General features: G+C 70.8%; 18 protein-coding genes and 1 riboswitch. Of the genes, 8 read left to right on the forward strand and 10 right to left on the reverse strand.

All coding sequences use genetic code 11. From position 1 onward, the window contains the following. Window positions 1-8 precede the first annotated feature (8 nt). The 7 genes from GPA10_RS00225 to GPA10_RS00255 all read left to right on the forward strand — a co-directional run bounded on the left by GPA10_RS00225 (window position 9) and on the right by GPA10_RS00255 (window position 9652). The gene (locus GPA10_RS00225; RefSeq protein ID WP_343040118.1) at window positions 9-2141 is read left to right on the forward strand and encodes a carbon starvation CstA family protein; all 2133 of its coding nucleotides are present in this window, start codon (window positions 9-11) and stop codon (window positions 2139-2141) included. Continuing rightward, window positions 2138-2338 (forward strand): CstA-like transporter-associated (seleno)protein, encoded by a 201-nt coding sequence (locus GPA10_RS00230; RefSeq protein WP_157163760.1) that lies wholly within the window; start codon window positions 2138-2140, stop codon window positions 2336-2338. Before GPA10_RS00225 ends, GPA10_RS00230 begins: the two co-directional genes overlap by 4 nt. A 197-nt stretch (window positions 2339-2535) precedes the next feature. Then, window positions 2536-2817, forward strand: a complete 282-nt coding sequence (locus GPA10_RS00235; protein ID WP_079086606.1) for a DUF3311 domain-containing protein — start codon at window positions 2536-2538, stop codon at window positions 2815-2817. Further along, window positions 2814-4442 (forward strand): monocarboxylate uptake permease MctP, encoded by a 1629-nt coding sequence (mctP, locus tag GPA10_RS00240; RefSeq protein ID WP_343040119.1) that lies wholly within the window; start codon window positions 2814-2816, stop codon window positions 4440-4442. The genes GPA10_RS00235 and mctP overlap by 4 nt, the downstream gene beginning before the upstream one ends. A 214-nt stretch (window positions 4443-4656) precedes the next feature. Further along, a riboswitch (cobalamin riboswitch) is annotated at window positions 4657-4797 on the forward strand. 129 nt (window positions 4798-4926) lie between these two features. Further along, complete coding sequence (locus GPA10_RS00245) at window positions 4927-7383, forward strand: ribonucleoside-diphosphate reductase subunit alpha (RefSeq protein ID WP_343040120.1); 2457 nt, start codon at window positions 4927-4929, stop codon at window positions 7381-7383. Further along, complete coding sequence (locus GPA10_RS00250; protein ID WP_157163761.1) at window positions 7383-8423, forward strand: ribonucleotide-diphosphate reductase subunit beta; 1041 nt, start codon at window positions 7383-7385, stop codon at window positions 8421-8423. Before GPA10_RS00245 ends, GPA10_RS00250 begins: the two co-directional genes overlap by 1 nt. A 257-nt stretch (window positions 8424-8680) precedes the next feature. Beyond that, window positions 8681-9652 (forward strand): helix-turn-helix domain-containing protein, encoded by a 972-nt coding sequence (locus GPA10_RS00255; RefSeq protein ID WP_157163762.1) that lies wholly within the window; start codon window positions 8681-8683, stop codon window positions 9650-9652. Between the two features lie 72 nt (window positions 9653-9724). Here GPA10_RS00255 and GPA10_RS00260 read toward each other — a convergent pair whose 3' ends face one another. From GPA10_RS00260 to GPA10_RS00305, 10 genes are all read right to left on the reverse strand, one after another. Next, window positions 9725-11104 (reverse strand): bifunctional albaflavenone monooxygenase/terpene synthase, encoded by a 1380-nt coding sequence (locus tag GPA10_RS00260; RefSeq protein ID WP_157163763.1) that lies wholly within the window; start codon window positions 11102-11104, stop codon window positions 9725-9727. Then, window positions 11101-12093 (reverse strand): terpene synthase family protein, encoded by a 993-nt coding sequence (locus GPA10_RS00265; RefSeq protein ID WP_241845177.1) that lies wholly within the window; start codon window positions 12091-12093, stop codon window positions 11101-11103. Before GPA10_RS00265 ends, GPA10_RS00260 begins: the two co-directional genes overlap by 4 nt. 574 nt (window positions 12094-12667) lie before the next feature. Beyond that, entirely contained in the window at window positions 12668-13318 is a 651-nt protein-coding gene (def, locus tag GPA10_RS00270) for a peptide deformylase (RefSeq protein WP_058849654.1), read from the reverse strand. Between the two features lie 279 nt (window positions 13319-13597). Beyond that, complete coding sequence (locus tag GPA10_RS00275; RefSeq protein WP_058849655.1) at window positions 13598-14578, reverse strand: tetratricopeptide repeat protein; 981 nt, start codon at window positions 14576-14578, stop codon at window positions 13598-13600. 112 nt (window positions 14579-14690) lie between these two features. After that, the gene (locus tag GPA10_RS00280) at window positions 14691-16043 is read right to left on the reverse strand and encodes an HD-GYP domain-containing protein (RefSeq protein WP_425505656.1); all 1353 of its coding nucleotides are present in this window, start codon (window positions 16041-16043) and stop codon (window positions 14691-14693) included. Between the two features lie 26 nt (window positions 16044-16069). Further along, entirely contained in the window at window positions 16070-17461 is a 1392-nt protein-coding gene (locus GPA10_RS00285; protein WP_343040121.1) for an HD-GYP domain-containing protein, read from the reverse strand. A 156-nt stretch (window positions 17462-17617) separates the two neighbouring features. Then, entirely contained in the window at window positions 17618-17944 is a 327-nt protein-coding gene (rsrA, locus tag GPA10_RS00290) for a mycothiol system anti-sigma-R factor (protein WP_058849657.1), read from the reverse strand. Beyond that, entirely contained in the window at window positions 17941-18624 is a 684-nt protein-coding gene (locus GPA10_RS00295) for a sigma-70 family RNA polymerase sigma factor (RefSeq protein ID WP_343040122.1), read from the reverse strand. The genes rsrA and GPA10_RS00295 overlap by 4 nt, the downstream gene beginning before the upstream one ends. Window positions 18625-18845: 221 nt before the next feature. Further along, the gene (locus GPA10_RS00300; RefSeq protein WP_343040123.1) at window positions 18846-19508 is read right to left on the reverse strand and encodes an alpha/beta hydrolase family protein; all 663 of its coding nucleotides are present in this window, start codon (window positions 19506-19508) and stop codon (window positions 18846-18848) included. A gap of 1 nt (window position 19509) precedes the next feature. Beyond that, window positions 19510-20325 carry an SOS response-associated peptidase gene (locus GPA10_RS00305; protein WP_058849660.1) on the reverse strand — a complete coding sequence of 272 codons (816 nt, stop codon included), beginning with the start codon at window positions 20323-20325 and terminating at the stop codon, window positions 19510-19512. A 49-nt stretch (window positions 20326-20374) separates the two neighbouring features. Between GPA10_RS00305 and GPA10_RS00310 the strand changes: the two genes are divergently transcribed. Then, on the forward strand, window positions 20375-21097 hold the full coding sequence (locus tag GPA10_RS00310) for a M50 family metallopeptidase (RefSeq protein ID WP_058849661.1): 723 nt from the start codon (window positions 20375-20377) through the stop codon (window positions 21095-21097). Window positions 21098-21223 lie beyond the last annotated feature (126 nt).

The raw sequence follows: 21223 nt of genomic DNA on the forward strand, positions 1-21223 counted from the left end.
GACGGCCCGTGCGCACAGCGAACCCCAAGAGCATTGCCCTCTGGACAGTCGTCGGCCTGGTGGGCGCAGCGGGCTGGACCGTACTCGCGCTCTCCCGCGACGAGGAGGTGTCCGCCGCCTGGATGGTGGCCGCCGCCCTCGGCTCGTACGCCATCGCCTACCGCTTCTACGCCAAGTTCATCGCGTACAAGGTCCTCAAGGTCGACAAACGCCGGGCCACCCCCGCCGAGCGGCTCGACAACGGGATCGACTACCACCCCACCGACCGGCGGGTGCTGCTCGGCCACCACTTCGCCGCGATCGCCGGGGCGGGACCGCTGGTCGGGCCCGTGCTCGCCGCGCAGATGGGCTATCTGCCCGGCACCATCTGGATCATCGCGGGCGTGATCTTCGCGGGTGCCGTGCAGGACATGGTGGTCCTGTTCTTCTCCACCCGGCGCGACGGCAGGTCGCTCGGGCAGATGGCGCGGGACGAGATCGGGCCCTTCGGCGGTGCCGCGGCGCTGCTCGCCGCCTTCGCCATCATGATCATCCTGCTCGGGGTGCTCGCCCTCGTCATCGTGAACGCGCTCGCCGAGTCGCCGTGGGGCACCTTCTCCATCGCGATGACGGTGCCGATCGCCCTGTTCATGGGGTTCTATCTGCGGGTCCTGCGGCCGGGCCGGGTCAGCGAGGTCTCGCTCATCGGCGTCGCGCTGCTGCTCTTCGCGCTGGTCGCGGGGAGGTGGGTGGCGGAGTCCTCGTGGGCGGAGGCGTTCACGCTCGCGCCGTCGACGCTGGTGATCTGGCTGGTCGCGTACGGCTTCGTCGCCTCGATCCTGCCGGTGTGGATGCTGCTCGCGCCCCGCGACTACCTGTCCACGTTCATGAAGATCGGCACGATCGTGCTGCTCGCGCTCGGCGTCGTCGTCTCGCTGCCGACGCTGAGGATGGACCCGGTCACCGACTTCGCCTCGCGCGGTGACGGCCCTGTCTTCGCGGGCTCGCTCTTCCCGTTCGTCTTCATCACCATCGCGTGCGGCGCGCTCTCCGGATTCCACTCGCTGATCTCCTCCGGTACGACGCCGAAGATGATCCAGAAGGAGACGCAGGTCCGGATGATCGGCTACGGCTCCATGCTGATGGAGTCCGCGGTGGCGATCATGGCTCTGGTGGCCGCGAGCATCATCGACCCGGGCCTGTACTTCGCGATGAACGCGCCCGCAGGGGTGGTCGGCGACACCGTGCAGGAGGCGTCGCGGGCGGTCGCGGGGTTCGGATACACCATCTCTCCCGAGGACCTGGCGCAGGCCGCCAAGAACGTAGAGGAGAGTTCGCTGCTCTCGCGCACCGGCGGCGCCCCGACCCTCGCCGTCGGGGTGTCGGAGATCTTCTCCAAGGTCACCGGGGACTCACTGCGGGCGTTCTGGTACCACTTCGCGATCATGTTCGAGGCGCTGTTCATCCTCACCGCGCTCGACGCGGGCACACGCGTGGGCCGCTTCATGCTCCAGGACATGCTCGGCAACGTCTACAAGCCCTTCAAGAACATCAGCTGGAAGCCGGGCCTGGTCCTCACCAGCGCCGCCGTCACGGGCCTGTGGGGCTACTTCCTGTGGGTCGGCGTGCACGAGCCGCTCGGCGGCATCAACCAGCTCTTCCCGATCTTCGGCATCGCCAACCAGCTGCTCGCCGCGGTCGCGCTCGCCGTCTGCACCACGCTGCTCGTGAAGTCCGGGCGCCTGAGGTGGGCCTGGATCACCGGGATCCCGCTCGCCTGGGACGCCACGGTGACGCTCACCGCGAGCTGGCAGAAGGTGTTCTCCAGCGATCCGCGGGTGGGCTTCTTCAAGCAGCGCTCGATCTACCAGGACGCCATCGACGACGGCAAGGTCCTGCCGCCCGCCAAGTCGATGGACGACATGCACACCGTCGTCACCAACTCCACGGTCGACGGCGTGCTCTCGGCCGCCCTCGCGCTGCTCATCGTCGTCGTCATCGTGGACGCGCTGCGCGTCTGCCTACGGCACATCCGCGACCCGCTCTCCTCGAAGCTGAGCGAGGCGCCGTTCGTGGAGTCCAGGACGGTGGCGCCCGCGGGACTCTTCCCGACCGAGGACGAGAAGGCGGAGCTGGCCGCCGCCACGAGGGAGTCGCCATGATCACCGCGGTGCGGCGTGCGGGCCGCTGGGTGCGCTGGTACGTACGGGAGTTGACGGACGAGTCCGCGTACGAGCGGTACGTGGCGCACGTGCGCAAGGACCACCCGGCCGCGACGGTGCCGAGCCGCCGCGCGTTCGAGCGGATGCGGACGGACCGGCAGGAGTCGGACCCCCGCCAGGGCTTCCGCTGCTGCTGAACGCCATGTCAGGCGCCCGTGTTCGGCACCCGGGTCCGGCACCCGGGTCCGGCGCGTGTCCGGCACGCGTGCCGGACACGCGCGTTCACACGTCGTCATCCGTCCGTTATACGGACAGGGGTTCCGCACCGCGAGACTGATCGCTTAAATTTCCCGCACGTTAAATACGGGATAAGTGAGCGAACGGGAGCCGCGTTGTGTCAGATGCGCCTGAAGTGAGTCCACCGGTGGTCACGCCGGTCCGCGTGGTCATCGCCCTGTGCCTCGTCGCGCCGTTCGTGGCGATGCTCTGGGTGAGCTCCTACGCCAAGGCCGACCCGGCCTTCATCGGCATCCCGTTCTTCTACTGGTACCAGATGCTGTGGGTCCTCATATCGACCGTGCTCACGATGATCGCGTACCAGTTGTGGCAGCGTGACCAGCGCGCCCGCAAGGCCGTCAGGAACTCCCAGGACCTCAGTGAAGGGGCGTCCCGGTGAACGACGGCGTCAACGGCGTCGCGCTCGCCGTCTTCATCTTCTTCTTCGTCGCCGTCACCGTCATGGGCTTCCTCGCGGCCCGCTGGCGCAAGGCGGAGAACGAGCACAGCCTCGACGAGTGGGGCCTCGGCGGCCGGTCGTTCGGTACCTGGGTGACCTGGTTCCTGCTCGGCGGCGACCTCTACACCGCGTACACCTTCGTGGCCGTCCCGGCGGCGATCTACGCGGCGGGCGCGGCCGGCTTCTTCGCCGTGCCGTACACCATCCTCGTCTACCCGCTGATCTTCACCTTCCTGCCCCGGCTTTGGTCCGTCTCGCACAAGCACGGATACGTCACCACCTCGGACTTCGTCCGTGGGCGCTTCGGCTCCAAGGGGCTCTCCCTCGCGGTCGCCGTCACCGGCATCCTCGCGACCATGCCCTACATCGCGCTCCAACTCGTCGGCATCCAGGCCGTCCTGGACGTGATGGGCGTCGGCGGCGGCGAGGACACCAACTGGTTCATCAAGGACCTGCCGCTGCTCATCGCCTTCGGCGTCCTCGCCGCGTACACGTACTCGTCCGGACTGCGGGCACCCGCCCTGATCGCGTTCGTGAAGGACACCCTGATCTACATCGTGATCGCGGTGGCCATCATCTACATCCCGATCAAGCTCGGCGGGTTCGACGAGATCTTCCGCGCGGCCAATGAGAAGTTCTCCGCGACGAACGAGGCCACCGGCAAACCGGTGGGAGCCCTGGTCCCGGGAGACGCGGGCACCTGGACGTACGCGACCCTGGCGCTCGGCTCCGCGCTCGCCCTCTTCATGTATCCGCACTCGATCACGGCGACGCTCTCCTCGCGCAGCCGGGACGTGATCCGCCGCAACACCACCATCCTGCCGCTGTACTCGCTGATGCTCGGCCTGCTCGCGCTGCTCGGCTTCATGGCGATCGCCGCCGGGGTCAAGGTCGAGAACGGGCAGCTGGCCATTCCGCAGCTCTTCGAGGACATGTTCCCGGACTGGTTCACCGGCGTCGCCTTCGCGGCGATCGGCATCGGCGCGCTCGTGCCCGCCGCCATCATGTCCATCGCGGCAGCGAATCTCTTCACCCGCAACATCTACAAGGACTTCCTGAGGCCGGACGCGACCCCCGCGCAGGAGACCAAGGTCTCCAAGCTGGTCTCGCTCCTGGTGAAGGTGGGCGCGCTCGCCTTCGTGCTCACCATGGACAAGACGGTCGCGATCAACTTCCAGCTCCTCGGCGGCATCTGGATCCTCCAGACGATGCCCGCCCTCGTCGGCGGCCTGTTCACGCGCTGGTTCCACCGGTGGGCGCTGCTAGCCGGCTGGGCCGTCGGCATGGTCTACGGGACCGTCGCCGCGTACGGGGTCGCCTCGCCGACGCAAGCGCACTTCGGCGGCTCGTCCAAGGAGATCCCGGGCATCGGCGAGATCGGCTACATCGGTCTGACGGCCTTCGTCCTGAACGTGGTCGTGACCGTGGTCCTCACCTTCGCCCTGAAGGCCCTGAAGGCCCCCGAGGGCATCGACGAGACCTCTCCGGAGGACTACACCGCCGACGCCGGGGACAAGGGCGTGAAGGTCGAACTGCCCACCGTGGGGGCGGGCTCCGGCCACTGAGCCAGTACCCTCTGACACGGGCCGCCGACTCGTTCGGCGGCCCGTTTGTCGTGCTCCTGCGGCCTGTTCTCCGACTCCCGGCGGCCCGTCCGTCGTGTCCCGGCGGCCCGTCCGTCGCGTCCCGGCGGCCCGTTTGTCGTGTCTGCCCCGAGGTGGTGGGCAACACACCCGACACAAGATGTGGGCCTGCCTCGCACCACCGGACACAAGATGTATGCTCGTGCTCGCTGTCGCCGCAGGGGAATCCGGTGCAAGTCCGGAACTGTCCCGCAACGGTGTACTGGTACTCATTTGTGCGCTCGCGCCCTTCCCTGTGCCAGTGAGTCCGACGACCTGCCGACGGCGTACCCGGATCGTCCGGTCCGGGTACCGAGACGTCCGGGCCCCGTGGAATGGGTTGGTGGACGCGGAGTCGCCCCTGCGCGGGCGCACGCGTGCCCTGCCGCTCCCCGAAGGCCCAGAGCCGAGCGAGGGAGAGCACCACGTGACCATCGCGCCCGCCGAGCCAGCGTCAGCGCAGGCCGAGCAGAAGCCTGCCGACCAGGAGCAGGCCGAGACCGGCCCAGGGGCCCCGGCCGGACAGACCGCGCCCGGCGGCGAAGGGCCCGGCGCCGTCCTGCTGCGCACCCTGACCGACCTCACCGCCGACCTCCCCGACGCCGACCCCGGCCGGGTCGCCGCGGCCGCCCTCCGGGGGCGCTCGGCCAAGGCCGACGAGACGGAGCTGCGGGAGCTGGCCACCGAGGCCGCGGCCGGGCTCATCTCCGAGGACCCCGCCTACTCCCGGCTCGCCGCCAGGCTCCTGAGCATCGGCATCCGTGAGGAAGCCGCTTCCCAGGGCGTCACGTCGTTCTCCGAGTCCGTCGCCGTCGGCCACCGCGAGGGCCTGATCGCGGACCGCACCGCCGAGTTCACCCGCCGGCACACGGACCGCCTGGACGCGCTCGTGGACGCGGCCCTCACCGACGGCGCCGACCGCCGCTTCGGCTACTTCGGCCTGCGCACCCTGCACAGCCGCTACCTCCTGCGGCACCCGATCACCCGCAAGGTCATCGAGACCCCGCAGCACTTCATGCTGCGCGTCGCCGCGGGCCTCGCCGAGAACGACGGCGAGCGGGCCCTGGACGAGGTCGCCGCGCTGTACGGCCTGATGAGCCGCCTGGACTATCTGCCCTCCTCCCCCACGCTCTTCAACTCCGGCACCCGGCACCCGCAGATGTCGAGCTGCTACCTGCTCGACTCGCCGCTCGACGAGCTGGACTCCATCTACGACCGGTACCACCAGGTCGCGCGGCTCTCCAAGCACGCGGGCGGCATCGGGCTCTCGTACTCCCGCATCCGCTCGCGCGGCTCCCTGATCCGCGGCACCAACGGGCACTCCAACGGCATCGTGCCGTTCCTGAAGACCCTCGACGCCTCCGTCGCCGCCGTGAACCAGGGCGGGCGCCGCAAGGGTGCCGCCGCCGTCTACCTGGAGACCTGGCACTCCGACATCGAGGAGTTCCTGGAGCTGCGGGACAACACCGGTGAGGACGCCCGGCGCACCCACAACCTGAACCTGGCGCACTGGATCCCGGACGAGTTCATGCGCCGCGTCGCCGCCGACCAGCAGTGGTCGCTGTTCTCCCCCGCCGACGTGCCCGAGCTGGTCGACCTGTGGGGCGAGGAGTTCGACGCCGCCTACCGCAAGGCCGAGGCGGCGGGCCTCGCGCAGCGGACCATCCCCGCCCGCGACCTGTACGGCCGGATGATGCGCACCCTCGCGCAGACCGGCAACGGCTGGATGACCTTCAAGGACACCGCCAACCGCACCGCCAACCAGACCGCCGAGCCCGGCCACACCGTCCACTCCTCCAACCTCTGCACGGAGATCCTGGAGGTCACGGACGATGGCGAGACGGCCGTGTGCAACCTGGGCTCGGTGAACCTCGGCGCGTTCGTGGACACCGCGGCGGGCGACATCGACTGGGAGCGGCTCGACGCCACCGTGCACACCGCGGTGACCTTCCTCGACCGCGTCGTCGACATCAACTTCTACCCGACCGAGCAGGCCGAGCGGTCCAACAGCAAGTGGCGGCCCGTCGGCCTCGGCGCGATGGGCCTCCAGGACGTCTTCTTCCAGCTGAAGCTGCCCTTCGACTCGCCCGAGGCACGTGCCCTGTCCACGCGGATCGCCGAGCGCGTGATGCTCGCCGCGTACGAGGCGTCCGCCGACCTCGCCGAGCGCAACGGTCCCCTGCCCGCCTGGGAGAAGACCCGCACCGCACGCGGTGTCCTGCACCCCGACCACTACGGCGTCCAGCTCACCTGGCCCGAGCGGTGGGAGGCGCTGCGGACCCGCGTCGCCGCCACGGGCATGCGCAACTCGCTGCTCCTCGCCATCGCGCCGACCGCCACCATCGCGTCCATCGCGGGCGTGTACGAGTGCATCGAGCCGCAGGTCTCCAACCTGTTCAAGCGCGAGACGCTGTCCGGTGAGTTCCTCCAGGTCAACACCTACCTGGTGGAGGAGCTGAAGCGGCTCGGCGTGTGGGACGCGCAGACCCGGGAGGCGCTGCGCGAGTCCAACGGCTCGGTGCAGGGCTTCACGTGGGTGCCCGAGGACGTCCGGACGCTGTACCGCACGGCGTGGGAGATCCCGCAGCGCGGACTCATCGACATGGCCGCCGACCGCACGCCGTTCCTGGACCAGGCGCAGTCCCTGAACCTGTTCCTGGAGACGCCGACCATCGGCAAGCTCTCCTCGATGTACGCCTACGCGTGGCAGCGCGGCCTGAAGACCACGTACTACCTGCGCTCGCGTCCGGCGACGCGCATCGCCCGCGCCGCGGGCGGCTCCGCCGCCACGGCCGCCCCCGTCCCCGTCCCCCAGCAGGTGAGCGACCCCGAGGCGATCGCCTGCTCCCTGGAAAACCCCGAGTCCTGCGAGGCCTGCCAGTAATGTCCCAGTCCGAACTGCACACCACTTCGACCAGTGGTGAGAAGAACCTGCTCGACCCCGGCTTCGAGCTGACGCTGCGCCCGATGCGCTACCCGGACTTCTACGAGCGCTACCGCGACGCGATCAAGAACACCTGGACCGTCGAGGAGGTCGACCTCCACTCGGACGTGGCCGACCTGTCCAAGATGACGCCCGAGGAGCAGCACCTGATCGGCCGCCTGGTCGCGTTCTTCGCGACCGGCGACTCGATCGTGGCCAACAACCTCGTGCTCACCCTCTACAAGCACATCAACTCCCCGGAGGCGCGGCTCTACCTGAGCCGGCAGCTGTTCGAGGAGGCCGTGCACGTCCAGTTCTATCTGACGCTGCTCGACACCTATCTGCCGGACCCGGAGGACCGCAACGCGGCCTTCGCCGCGGTGGAGAACATCCCCTCCATCCGGGAGAAGGCCGAGTTCTGCTTCCGCTGGATGGACTCGGTGGAGAAGCTGGACCGCCTGGAGTCCCAGGCCGACCGGCGCCGGTTCCTGCTGAACCTGATCTGCTTCGCGGCGTGCATCGAGGGGCTGTTCTTCTACGGTGCCTTCGCCTACGTCTACTGGTTCCGCAGCCGCGGTTTGCTGCACGGCCTGGCCACCGGCACCAACTGGGTGTTCCGTGACGAGACGATGCACATGAGCTTCGCCTTCGACGTCGTGGACACCGTGCGCAAGGAGGAGCCGGAACTGTTCGACGACGCGCTCAAGCAGCAGGTCACCGACATGCTGAAGGAGGCGGTCGACGCCGAGCTGCAGTTCGCGCGCGACCTGTGCGGTGACGGCCTGCCCGGCATGAACACCGACTCGATGCGCGAGTACCTGCAGTGCGTGGCCGACCAGCGCCTCCAGCGGCTCGGCTTCGCGCCGGTGTACGGCTCGGAGAACCCGTTCTCGTTCATGGAGCTTCAGGGCGTGCAGGAGCTGACCAACTTCTTCGAGCGCCGCCCGTCGGCGTACCAGGTCGCCGTGGAGGGCTCGGTCTCCTTCGACGACGAGTTCTGAGGCTGCCGCTCGGACGGGCCCAGGGAGGCGGGGCACCCTTGCTCCGCTTCCCGCAGCTGGCGGTCGATCCGCCGGTCGTGCGCGTGGCCGATGAGCGAGGGCAGCGCCATCAGCAGGAAGACTCCGAGGACGGCCGCCGTGTTCAGTGCGTCATGTGCGTTCATGACGTCCACTCTCGCGGCGGCCGTCCTCCGTCGTGAGTGGCAGAGCTGCCGCACACCCTCGATTTCCTGCCAACGGCACGGCACACTGGGGCCATGCTCACCAACGTGGCCGCCGTCGCCCTGGACGGGGTGCACCCTTTCGAACTCGGCGTCGTGTGCGAGGTGTTCGGCCTCGACCGCAGCGACGAGGGACTTCCGGTGTACGACTTCGCACTCGTCTCCGGCGAGGGCCCCACGCTCAGCACCCACGCGGGCTTCACGATCTCCACGCCGTACGGCCTGGACCGGCTCGAAGAGGCCGACCTCATCACCGTCCCGGCCGGTGACTCCTATGTGACCCGGGATTTCCCGCCCGAGCTGCTCGACGCCCTGCGCCGCGCCACCGAGCGCGGCACCCGGGTCCTGAGCGTCTGCACCGGCGCCTTCGCGCTCGCCGCCGCCGGGCTCCTGGACGGGCGGCGCTGCGCGGTGCACTGGCGGCACGCCGGGGAGCTGACGCGCCGCTATCCGCGCGCCGTCGTCGAACCGGACGTCCTGTACGTCGACGAGGACCCCGTCATCACCTCCGCGGGCACCGCCGCGGGCATCGACGCCTGTCTGCACCTGGTGCGCAGGGAGAACGGCGCGGAGGTCGCCAACGCCATCGCCCGCCGGATGATCGTGCCCCCGCACCGCGACGGCGGCCAGGCGCAGTACATCGAGCGGCCGCTGCCCCGCACCCGGTGCGACACCGTCGGCGAGGTCCTCGCCTGGATGGAGCGCCATCTCGACCAGGAGGTGACCGTGGACCAGCTCGCCACCCGCGCGCACATGTCCCCGCGCACCTTCGCGCGCCGCTTCCAGCAGGAGACCGGCACCACGCCCTACCGCTGGCTGCTGCGCCAGCGCCTGCTGCGCGCCCAGGAACTCCTGGAGGCGACCGACGAGACCGTCGACACGATCGCCCACCGCTCGGGCTTCGGAAACGCCCCGGCCATGCGCCACCAGTTCGTACGGGCTCTGGGGACGACCCCGAACAGCTACCGCCGCACGTTCCGCGGCCCGGAAGCCGACTCCGCCGCCTGAGCCGGGGCAGAACCGGCGCCCGGAGCGGGACGCCACCCGCAGCGGGGCGGCGCCCGGCTCCGTCGCGGTGCCTCAGCGGCGCTCGGCCTGGAGGACCAGCTTCTTCGGGTGCAGGGTGATGCCCACCTTCGTGTCCGTGTCGGTCCGCGCGACCCGCTTCAGCCGCCACTTCGGCGCGACAGTGGCCAGGATGAGGGTGAGCTCCGCCAGGCTGAAGTGATCGCCGGGGCACTTCCGATTGCCGACGCTGAACGGCATCATCGCGAACTCCGGTACGTCCGCCGCGCGTTCCGGATTCCAGCGGTCCGGGTCGAACTCCAGGTGCCGCTCGAAGGAACGCGGATCGCGCTGCATCGCGTACACGCTGTAGACGATGTCCGCGTCGGCCGGAATGCGGTAGCCGCCCAGGTCGGTCTCGGCCACCGAGCGGCGTGTGAAAATCCACGCGGCCGGTCGTATACGCATCGCCTCCGTGACGACATTGCGCGTGTGCCGCAGTTCCTTGAGATCGGCGAAGGCGACCGGACGCCCCCGCGTCACGGAATTTACCTCTTCAACCAACCGCTTTTCCTGCTCGGGGTGTTCGGTGAGCAGATGGAACGCCCACGCCAAGGTGGACGCGACATTCTCCGCGCCCGCCACGACGAGCGAGACCACGTGGTCGTGGATCTCCTGGTCCGTCAGCGGCTGCCCGGATTCGTCGTGCGCCGCGAGCAATACGGCGAGCAGGTCCGCTTCCTCGCCGCTCCCGCGCTCGCGGCGTTCGGCGACGATCTCGTCGACGAGTGCGTGCAGATCGGCGAGCGCCCTGGCGAAGCGCCGGTTGGCGGGGGTCGGCACCCGGTGCAGCGGTCCGACGGAGAGCACCATGCGGCGGTACAGACCTTCGAAGACGGTGTGCAGCGAATCGCTGATCCGGTCCGCCTTCTCACCGATCGACTCGACCTCCAGGAGCGAGCGGGACACGATGCGCACGGCGGTGCGGAACATCTCCGCGCTGACGTCCACCGTGCTGCCGTCCTCCCAGCGCGCGGCCGTCGCCTGCGCCTCCTGAGCCATCACGCGGGCGTAGTCGGCGATGCGCTCGGGCCGGAACGCGGGCTGCATCATCCGGCGCTGGCGGCGGTGCAGCGGGCCGTTGCTGGTCGCGACGCCCTTGCCGAGCAGGACCTCCAGGGTGTCCCACAGCGGCCCGCCCACGATGTACTCGGGGCTCTTGAGCAGTTCGCCGACGAGCTCGGGGGCGCACACCGCGTAGGCGGTCCTGGGTCCGAGCCGGATGCGGACGAGATCCCCGTGGTCGCGCAGGGCCCCCAGGAAGCCGAGCGGGTCGCGCACGAGGTTCCAGGCGTGGCCGAGAAGCGGCACCCCGCCAGGGACCACGGGCGGGGTGCGGAGCCTCTTCGCAGCGGCTTGCGGGGACAGCGCGGACGCGGCTGATTCGACGGTCATTCTTCACCACCGGAGGGGTCGGTTTCTGCCAGTGCGATGCCGGGTGTTCCTGCCGTCCGCGCGCCGGGGAATTCGGGCGCTGCGGTGTCCGACACATACGGCGGGAGGGTCTGGTCGTCCCAACTCTCGACGCGATATCTGCCGGATTCGTGGTGGAACCAGTACACGGAGCTGAACCAGTTCCGCATATTGAAGAGGCAGGAATGCACGGCGTTGCCCAGTTCCTCGCCACGGGCGCTGCCGTCGTTCAGACCGGCGGCGAGGCGGAGGACTTCCGGCTCCACCGCGAGGAAGTCCCGGACGCAATCGCTCACTCTCCTGTGGACTTCCGCCACCGCCTCCTGGAGCGACATCCCCTCGTGCTGGATGAGGGATATCCCGAGATTGTGCACCTCGTCGCCCGCGAGTTCCTTGGGGAGCGAGCAGAGGTCGTTGTACCAGGCGGAGAAATCCTGCGTCGCGAGCGCCGCCGCGCGATAGGCCGGATGCTTTCGCACCGCGTCCGGCAATTCACAGCGGGCGGTCGGTTCGAGCAGATCGATCCATACCCAGTGCGCGAAGGTGAGCCGGCGCAGTTCCACGTACGCCGCCACGCCCGGGACGGTCCCGTTGCGACGGTTGCCGAACTCGTGGTCGTAGGCGTCGATCACCGGGTGGAAGTGCCGGGCGAAGCGCGCGTTCCAGCGCGGACCGAGATTCCCGTAGAGCCGCAGGACACAGTCGGCGAAGCCCGCGACCAGTGGGTCCGGGTGGTCGAGATGCTCCCGCGGGTGCTCCAGGGTCCGGTGGAGGCCCTGGCACAGCCGCCGCCACTGCGCCGTCCTGCCGTGCACCGCGTCGCGGTCGTGCCGGTCGTCCCAGCCGAAGAACCAGGAGCTCAAGTCCGCGATGGCTTCGAGCAGTTCGTCCGACGCACCGATGTAGTAGCCAGCGACCAGATCGGTGTAGCAAAGTCCGTCGGCATATGCGGCGACCTTGTCCGGGGGCATGAGCCGCTTTTCCAGGAGCCATGCCCGGGAGTTCTCCTGAAGCTTTGGCCAATGCGGATGCAGATGTCGTGGAAACTCCGTCTCCACCACCGGAAGAGCCAGTGCGGGCGGTACGGATACCGCCCGCCGGTGAACGGCCGGGCGCAGTACGCCGTCCGGCTTCCGGCGTTGCCGCGGTACGCGTTCCGCTGCATATGCCGCAAGCCGTGCCGGTACCCGTGCTGCCCGGTCCGACTGTGAAGTGCTGTGTGAGGAAGCAGGCACGAACAAACCCCTCTCGACCACCTGAGGACCCGCGCCCCTCCCGCCGTGCCGGGCGCGCGCCGTTGCGTATCCCCGCGCTTTCCATTCAGCACCACAAGTGACCGTTCAGGGAACACATTTACGCCATTCACTACCCCAGTGTGCCGAGAACGTCCCCTTACGTGACTGAATATGGATCAGTGGCGGCTGATCGTGAACCAGTCCTGTCTCATTTTGTACGGGTACGCCAACGGCCCCTGGTCAGTGGGGTAATCCCGACCAGGGGCCGCTGTTGTCACACGCTTCTCGCGCGCCTCAGCCGTCGCGCAGTTCAGTCATTCGGCGCGACGGGGTAGCGCGGGGTGCCCTCTTCCATCTGCCGCAGCGCGTCCTTGCGCTCCCGCTTGGAGAGGCGGTCGATGTACAGATAGCCGTACAGGTGGTCCGTCTCGTGCTGGAGGCAGCGCGCGAAGTAGCCCGTGCCGCGCACCTTGACGGGGTTGCCCTTCTCGTCCTGCCCGGTCACGACCGCGTAGTCGGGGCGGGCCAGGGGGGCATACGCCGTGGGCACGGACAGGCAGCCCTCGCCGGAGTCGTCCAGGCGGCGCTGGTCGGCGGGCAGCTCCTGAAGGACCGGGTTGCAGACGACGCCCACGTGCCGCACGCCCTCGTCGTCCTGGCAGTCGTACACGAACACCTTCAGGTCGACGCCGACCTGGTTCGCGGCCACGCCGACGCCCTGCGCGACGCGCTGGGTCGCGAACATGTCGTCCACCAGCTTCGCCAGGTCGTCGTCGAAGGCGGTGACGTCCTTGCACTCCTTGTGCAGGACCGGGTTGCCGACGACCGTGATCGGACGGGACGTACCGCGCTCGCGGTAGGCCGTCTCGCGCGCCTCGCAGTCCTCGGTGTCGATGACGAAGCCCTCGTCGTCGACCGGGAGGACTCCGCCCGGCCGCTGCTGCTCAGTGTCCTGCGCCATGTCCGCCGTATGCCTTCTTCCTGGGAACCGCTGCCTGTGGTGCCCGTACAGGGTACGGCGTCCTCCGTCAGCAGTCCGTCCGGCGCTTGAGGACGAGCGGGCGGAAGAAAAAGCCCGTCCGGCGCTCAAGGACGAGCGCGCAGCGCGATCCCAGCCCGTCCGGCGCTTGAGGACGAGCGCGCAGCGCGATCCCAGCCCGTCCGGCGCTTGAGGACGAGCGCACAAGGGCGACAACCCCACAGCACGCACGCTGACAGAAAGACCCGCCCGGCCCTGCGGCTAACAGACCTCTTCCAGGTCCCGCCAGTCCCGGGAGTCCGGACTGTCGGCCACCCACCCGTCGAGGAGCCCGCGGACGAGCCCGGCGGGGGCGGCGATCCCGCACTCGCGCTCGGGCACCCACAGGGCCCCGGGGCTGCGATGCCCGAGCGGCCCCGGATGCCCGGGCTCACTGTGGTCGTGGGGGTCCAGATGCTCCCCGTCCCCCTCGTCGCTGGGCATCCGCGACTCCGAGCACATCCGGCACAGCAGCCGCACGGACGACGACCAGTCCTCCGCGGCGAAGCCGGCGTCGGCCGCGAGCCGCTCCAGGGAGTCCCTGTCCTCCTCCGTGGCGGCCTCCAGGAGCACCACCCACGTGGGCACCGGTGAGGGCGCCCACAGCTCGATCTCGTCGAAGACGGGGTAGGAGTGCCCGGCGGCCGTGGTGCGCTCGCCGTGCGGCACGCCGTCGTGCAGGACCACCTCGCCCCAGCGGCGCCCGGAGGACGGCAGCGGAATGGAGAGCACCTCCATCCGCGCCGGGTCCAGCCTGCGGCCCCACACGACCTCCGCCTCGCCCTCCGGCGAGAGCCGCACGGCCGCGCTGCCGAGCTCCATGCCCGTCGGCTCACCCGTGGCGGCGACCCCGCCGGGCACCTTCAGGCCGTACGCCTGCCAGGCCCTGCGGGCCAGCGGCCAGTCCTGGAGGGCCGTCGCCGCGATGCCCACGTTCCACCAGTCCGGGGCGCCCGCCGACCGGTCGAGGAGCGCCACGGCCCTGAGGCCCGCCGCCCGCGCCTGCTCCCAGTCGTGCCGGAACTTGTGCAGGAGCGCGAGGTTGAACCAGGACTCGGACAGCCAGGGTTCGAGGTCGGCGGCGCGTGTCAGGAGCGCGCCCGCGTCCTCGTAGCGGCCGTCGCCGATGAGCGTGAACGCCCGGTCGGTGGCCTGCCGCCAGGAGGCGGAGGGCCGGTGCCGTCCCTTGCCGAAGATCCTCACGATTCCCGCCTGCCAGCTCTTGTCGGGGTTGCCCCGCTTCCGTGCTGCCGCGCTTGCGCGCTTCCTTCGCATCCAACCACGGACCGTCGGACGGCCGCTCATTACCCATGGGTTACCCAGGGGGACGCGGGGTCAGACGGACTTTCCCCACACCTCCGGCGACATCACCCGCGCTCCCCCGCCCGGCCGGTGCGCACCGCCTGGTCCCCGGCCGCCCCCGGCCGCCGCTCCCCCGGCCCCGCCCCCGCGCAAGCACCCGTGCGAGTGCTTCCACGACCTCCGGCTGGTGGTCGCGTCCGGTGGCGAGGCGCAGCCGCTCCAGGGCGCCGAGAGGCCCATGAGGTCCTTGTTCCCGTGCCATTTCGTCGTATGCGTTCGCGGTGCGCACGATCCGGGCGGCGAGCGGCTGCTCGTGGAACGGATCGGCCTGGCGCTCCACCACCACGGCGACATCGGCCGCGACCCCGGTCTGGCGCACGACGGCGCCGCCGAGCAGGGCGATGCGGCGCTGCTCGGCCTCGGGCAGGGCGGCGGTGGCCCCGGCGGGCACGGGGTCGACGAGGGAGAGCTGGCCGATGTCGTGCATCAGGGCGGCGTACTCCAGGACGCCCAGGTCCGGCCCCGGAAGACCGAGGTCACGGCCCATGGCCCGGCTGAGGTCCGCGACACGGCGGGCGTGCCCTGCGGGGGTGTACCCGGCGATCTCGGTGGCGCGGGCCAGCGAGGCGATGGTCTGCCGGTAGGTGGTCCGTACGGCCGCGTACCTGCGGAAGGCGAGCTGGGTGAGGAGCAGCGGGAAGCTGAAGACGGGCAGCGCCCACAGCCCGGCCACGGCGACGGCGAGCGCCATCACGGCCCCCGACGCGCACACCGCGGACCCCACGCCGGACATGCCCCGCAGCTCCTCCCTGAGCAGCGGCCCGAACGGCCATCCCGACCTGTCGTGCGCCATGGCGGCGGCGAGCACGGCGTCGCACAGCGCGGTGAGCGCGAGAAGTGTGACGATGACGACGGCGTACGCCGGTCCGTGCCCGGTGACCGCCGTCAACTGCCCCGAGTTGTACAGGGGCTGGAAACACAGCGCGGCGAAGCCGACGCTCAGGACCCGGCGGGCGATGTGGTCGAGGCAGGGGCCGCGGCCGAGCGCCACGTGCGGGACGGCGCCGACCAGGCCCGCCGCGACGACGATGGCGACGACCTGGAGCACGCCGTGGTGACTGGGACGGCCCGCGCACTCCCCCACGAGGGCGTACGCCAGGGCGCCCGCTGCACCCAGGGGCGCCGGCTCGCGCCCTTTGCCGCTCCCCCAGCGCGCCAGCTCCCCCACGGCTATGAGCACTCCGAAGGCCAGCGCGATGCCCGGGTCCTCGACGCCGTACCAGAGGGTCGCGCCGAGCGCGCCGACGGCGAGGAGGGCGGCGGCGGCCCGGACCGCGACCGTGACGGCCACGACCGTGACGGCCACGGGGAGGCGGAAGGCCGGGCGGGCGGTCACCGGCGGCCTGAACGCGGGCGGCCGCCCGCGGCTTCGGACGCGGCTTCGGACGCGGCTTCGCGCACGGGCTCGGACGCGGCCCCGGACGCGGCTTCGGCCGCCGCCCCCCGCACGGGCTCGCCCCCCGCCGTGGTCTCCGTGCCCGCCGTGACCTCGGAGGACCAGCCGTGCCGCTGGAGGGCCCGTGCCAGCGCCCGCACCATCGCCGCGTCGAACTGGACTCCCGCGCAGCGCTCCAGCTCGGCCACGGCGGCCGGGACGGGGCGGGCGCGGCGGTAGGAGCGGGTCGACGTCATGGCGTCGAAGGCGTCCGCGACGGCCACGACCCGTGCCGCCTCGGGGATCTGGGCTCCGGTCAGGCCGTAGGGGTAGCCGCTGCCGTCGATGCGCTCGTGGTGGTGCAGGACGGCCGCCCGTGCCTCGCCGAGGAAGCCGATGCCGCGGACCATCTCGTGCCCGTACTCGGGGTGCAGCTCGATCACCCGGCGCTCCTGGGGGGTCAGCGGCCCCTCCTTGCGCAGGAGGCGGGTGGGGACGCCGAGCTTGCCCACGTCGTGCAGGATCCCGGCGAAGCGCAGCAGTTCCACGCGGTCGTCGGCCATGCCGAGTTCGCGCGCGATGAGCACGGAGGCGCGGCCCACCCGCTCGCTGTGCCCGCGGGTGTACCGGTCCTTGAGGTCGACGGCCTGCACGAGGGCACGGATGGTGGCCTGGTGCGCGGACCGCTCGCGGTGGTACTGCGCGAAGACCCAGCAGGAGACGCCCATGGGCAGCAGGACGAGGAGGGCCGCCGGCGGGCCGTAGGGGCTGGACCAGAGCACGGCCATCATCAGCCCGGCGAGCCCGTGCACGGAGACGGGCGCGAGCGACCTGAGCAGCAGCCCCCGCCAGGCCGTCCGGGCGGGCACCAGCTCCGCCGTCAGGAGGATCCCGCCGTCCAGCGCGGTCAGGGCGAGCGCGAACGCGAGCACGGCGGCCACCGCCGGGAGGAGCACGTACGGGAAGTCGGGCGCCGAGGCGGCGGCGGGCCCGCCGAGCGCCGCGTACACGTGTCCCGCGGCCCAGGCGGCCAGGGCGGGCTGCGCCGCGCGCCACAGCCGCCGCAGGCCGCGCGGGCGCCGTTCCACGCGGGCGCAGAGCGCCCCGGGCACGGCCGCGAGCGCCGCCGCGGCGGGCGGCAGCAGGAAGACCCCGGCGAGCAGCACCGGGAAGAACGTGGCGGCGGCGACGTCGCGGCGCACGGCGTGCTCGCCCGCGGCGTACAGGACCGCGAGCAGCGCGAGCACGGACCAGGGCGTGTCCGGGCCGAACGCGGGCGCGACACAGGCGGCGCCCCCCAGGGCGGCGCCGAGGACGTACCCACGGGCCCGTGGCGGAACCGGGCGCACGGCCACCTCCTCCCCGATCCAGGTCCGGAGATCCGGAGACTAGAACGGGGTTCGGGCACGCCACGGCTCACGGCCGCGAATTAGCACCTTCGAGTGAGAAAGCGCGCAGAAATCATGCGAGAAGCGCGCAAGAGGAAAAGAAACGGACTCGGCCGGTCAGGCCTCGCTGGCGCGGACGGCCGTGCCGTCGCCGGGCGCCGCCGTCAGGTCGTGCTCGGGGACGGTCTGGCCCGAGCGGATCAACTCGATCCGCCCCATCACCTTGGCCCGCAGGTCGGACGGCACGTCGTCCTGGCCGCAGCAGCGCTTCACCAGCTTCTTCACCGCCTGCTCCAGGCCGTACTTCTCCAGGCACGGCGAGCACTCCTCGAAGTGCGTCTCGAACTTGGTGCAGTCACTGTCCGGCATCTCGTGGTCCAGGAACTCATAGAGATGGTCCAGGACTTCACTGCAATCAGTCTCGTGCGGCTCTCCGCAGCTCATGAGCCCGAGCCTTTCGCTTCGTTCGACTCTCCGGCACCGGCCGGGACCAGACCGCGGTCGCGCGCGTAGTCCTCGAGCATGCCGCGGAGTTGGCGGCGGCCCCGGTGAAGACGGGACATCACCGTACCGATGGGTGTACCCATGATGTCCGCGATCTCCTTGTACGCAAAGCCCTCTACGTCCGCGAGATAGACGGCGATGCGGAATTCCTCCGGGATCGCCTGGAGCGCGTTCTTCACGTCGGAGTCGGGCAGGTGGTCGAGCGCCTGCGACTCGGCGGAGCGCAGACCGGTGGACATGTGCGACTCGGCTCGCGCGAGCTGCCAGTCCTCGATCTCCTCGGCGGCGCTGCGCTGGGGCTCGCGCTGCTTCTTGCGGTACGAGTTGATGAACGTGTTCGTGAGGATGCGGTACAGCCACGCCTTGAGGTTGGTGCCCTCCCGGAACTGATGGAACGACGCGTACGCCTTGGCGTAGGTCTCCTGCACCAGGTCCTCCGCGTCCGCCGGGTTGCGCGTCATGCGCAGCGCCGCCGAGTACATCTGGTCGAGGAACGTCAGCGCGTCCCGCTCGAAGCGGGCCGTGCGCTCCGCGGCCGTCTCGGAGCCCTCGACGGGGCGCTCCGGGCGCTCGGAGCGACCGTGCTCAGTCTCTGCGTCGGTCCCAGTGACCGGACCCACCTCCTCCAACGACGTGGTGGGGCCGTAAGCGGTCCCACTGGTTTCGGAGGATAGACGACGACCCGCTTTGCGCGCCGCCCGAATAGGAGCCGCCTTGGGCGCGCTCAGCACGCTCCACTCCAGGTCAGAGGCGCTGGAGCGGTCCGGGCAGATGGTCGGTCCCATGGGGTGGGCTCCCTCTTTGGCGAACGGCTTGCAAGGTATGTCCGCCACAACAGCGCTCACACGTCCAGCATTCCCACCCACGCGGCGACGGCGTCCGTGATCCGTTTCACGGCCTCGTCCTGCCCGATGTCCGCCCGCTTGGGCACCGCGAAGGAGTGGTCTCCGTACGGGATCCCGACCAGCTCGTACGGGTACGGGGAGCCCGTGGCGTCCGGGAACTCGGCGGGCCTGCCGAAGGGGTCGTTGCCGCCCTGCACGACCAGCGTGGGCACCCCGGCGCCGAGCAGCTCCTCGGCGCGGGACTTCTCCGGCTTTCCCGGCGGGTGCAGGGGGAAGCTGAGGGCGAGCACGGCTGCGGCGCCGAGTTCGCCCGCGGTGCGGCAGGCGACGCGGGCCCCGGCGCTGCGGCCGCCCGCGAGCACGGGCAGGCCGGGCTCCGTGAGCGCGGGCCAGACGCCGCGCCAGCCGGTGTCGAGGGTCCTGGGCGCGGGCGCCACCTTCTTGCCCGCGACCCGCCAGGGCTGCTCCACCAGGGCCACCGTCACGCCGTGCGCGGGCAGTGCGGCGGCGACGGCCGCGAGGTCGCGGGCCTCGATGCCGCCGCCCGCGCCGTGGCCGAGGGCGAGCACGTGCCTCGCCCGGCGCGCCGGGTGCCAGGTGATCCGGGCGTCGCCCGCTCCGGTACCGACGATCTCGCTGTGGGTCGTGTGCTTGGTCACGTCAGAAGAGTGTGCCCTCTTCGGGGCCCTCCAGCTCCTTCAAGAGCTCCGGCCCGTTGTTGCGTACGTTGCTGACGGCGGTGGACACCGGGAAGGCCCGCAGCAGCCCGTGCGGCGGCGGCTCCAGGAGGGCCCGCAGCTCGTCCACGTCCGTGCGGGCCGGGTCGAGCCAGGCGTCCCAGCGGTCGGGCGTCAGCATCAGCGGCATCCGCGGGTGGATGTCGGCGAGTGCCCGCGGGCCCTCCTCGGGGGCGGCGGCCAGCGGTGTGGTCTCCGCCTCCGTCGTGATCACCGAGCACGTCACCCACCAGGCGAGCGGGTGCTCGTCGGGCAGCGTGCGGTCCCGCCAGAACTCGTACAGGCCCGCCATCGCGAACACCGACCCGTCCGCGGGCGTGACGAAGTACGGCTGCTTGCGCGGACGCTTCTTCTTGCCCTCGACCTCCAGGTCGCGCTCGGCGCTGGAGGTCACCCACTCGTAATAGCCGTCGGCGGGGACGACGCACCGGCGGGTGGCGAAGGCCCGCCGGTAGGAGGGCTTCTCGTGCACCGTCTCGGCGCGGGCGTTGATCATCCGTGCCCCGCCCTCCGGCGTCTTCGCCCAGGACGGCACGAGCCCCCACTTCAGCTTGCGCAGCTGACGAACCGGACGCTTGTCCTCGACGTCCTTGAGAGGGCGGTCGAGAACGGCGTAGACCTCCTTGGTGGGTGCCACGTTGTAGTCGGGCTCCAGAACCTCTTCCGGCTCCCACTTCTCGATCTCGAAGATCCCCGCGAGATCCTCGGGTCCACGACTGGCCGCATACCGTCCGCACATACGTGCAACACTGCCACGCCGTGGCCGACCGTAGGGAGCCGACCGAGCAATGCACACCACCGCCTCCGCCAGCCTCGGCGATCTCTGGGACCGTCTGACGGGGACCCAGTCCGCGCCCGAGCAGTGGCTGGTGATCGTCACCGGCGTCGTCGCGCTCGGCGTCGTCGTCCCGCACGGCTTCTGGCGCGTGGCCCGCAACGCCGTCACCATCGCCCACGAGGGCGGCCACGGTCTGGTGGCCCTGCTCACCGGCCGCCGCCTGGACGGCATCCGGCTGCACTCCGACACCAGCGGCCTCACCGTCAGCCGCGGCAGGCCCACCGGCCTCGGCATGATCCTCACCGCGGCCGCCGGGTACACCGCGCCCCCGCTCCTCGGCCTCGGCGGCGCCGCGCTGCTCGGCGAGGGCCGCATCACGGCGCTGCTGTGGATCGCCACGGGCCTGCTCGTCGCGATGCTGGTGATGATCCGCAACGCCTACGGCGCGGTGACAGTGATCGTCGCCGGTGGCCTGTTCCTCGGCGTCTCCTGGCTCGCGAACACCGACGTGCAGGCCGCCTTCGCGTACACCGTCGTATGGTTCCTGCTCCTCGGCGGTGTACGGCCCGCCTTCGAGCTACAGGCCAAGCGCAGGCACGGCGGGGCGGGCGACTCCGACGCCGACCAGCTGTCGCGGCTCACGCACGTCCCTGCCGGGATGTGGCTGTTCCTGTTCCACGCCGTGTCGCTGTGCTCGCTGATAGGCGGGGGGCGCTGGTTGCTCGCGGTGTGACACCGCCAGCTGGTTGCTCGCGGTGTGACACCGCCAGCTGGTTGCTAGCGGTGTGACACCGCCGGTTGCCCGCCGTGTGACACCGGGACACCGGATGGCGGCCAGACGACGTGCCGGGGGCGGTTT

The sequence above is a fragment of the Streptomyces typhae genome, from assembly GCF_009755605.1.
Lineage (GTDB): Bacteria > Actinomycetota > Actinomycetes > Streptomycetales > Streptomycetaceae > Streptomyces > Streptomyces typhae.

Coding starts and splice junctions, on each gene's coding strand:
- GPA10_RS00265 (WP_241845177.1), bottom strand. CDS start 12,093: ATGCCCCCGGACAAGGTCGCCGCATATGCCGACGGACTTTGCTACACC.
- rsrA (WP_058849657.1), bottom strand. CDS start 17,944: ATGAGCTGCGGAGAGCCGCACGAGACTGATTGCAGTGAAGTCCTGGAC.
- GPA10_RS00305 (WP_058849660.1), bottom strand. CDS start 20,325: ATGTGCGGACGGTATGCGGCCAGTCGTGGACCCGAGGATCTCGCGGGG.
- GPA10_RS00310 (WP_058849661.1), top strand. CDS start 20,375: ATGCACACCACCGCCTCCGCCAGCCTCGGCGATCTCTGGGACCGTCTG.
- def (WP_058849654.1), bottom strand. CDS start 13,318: ATGGCGCAGGACACTGAGCAGCAGCGGCCGGGCGGAGTCCTCCCGGTC.
- GPA10_RS00250 (WP_157163761.1), top strand. CDS start 7,383: ATGTCCCAGTCCGAACTGCACACCACTTCGACCAGTGGTGAGAAGAAC.
- GPA10_RS00255 (WP_157163762.1), top strand. CDS start 8,681: ATGCTCACCAACGTGGCCGCCGTCGCCCTGGACGGGGTGCACCCTTTC.
- GPA10_RS00260 (WP_157163763.1), bottom strand. CDS start 11,104: ATGACCGTCGAATCAGCCGCGTCCGCGCTGTCCCCGCAAGCCGCTGCG.
- GPA10_RS00230 (WP_157163760.1), top strand. CDS start 2,138: ATGATCACCGCGGTGCGGCGTGCGGGCCGCTGGGTGCGCTGGTACGTA.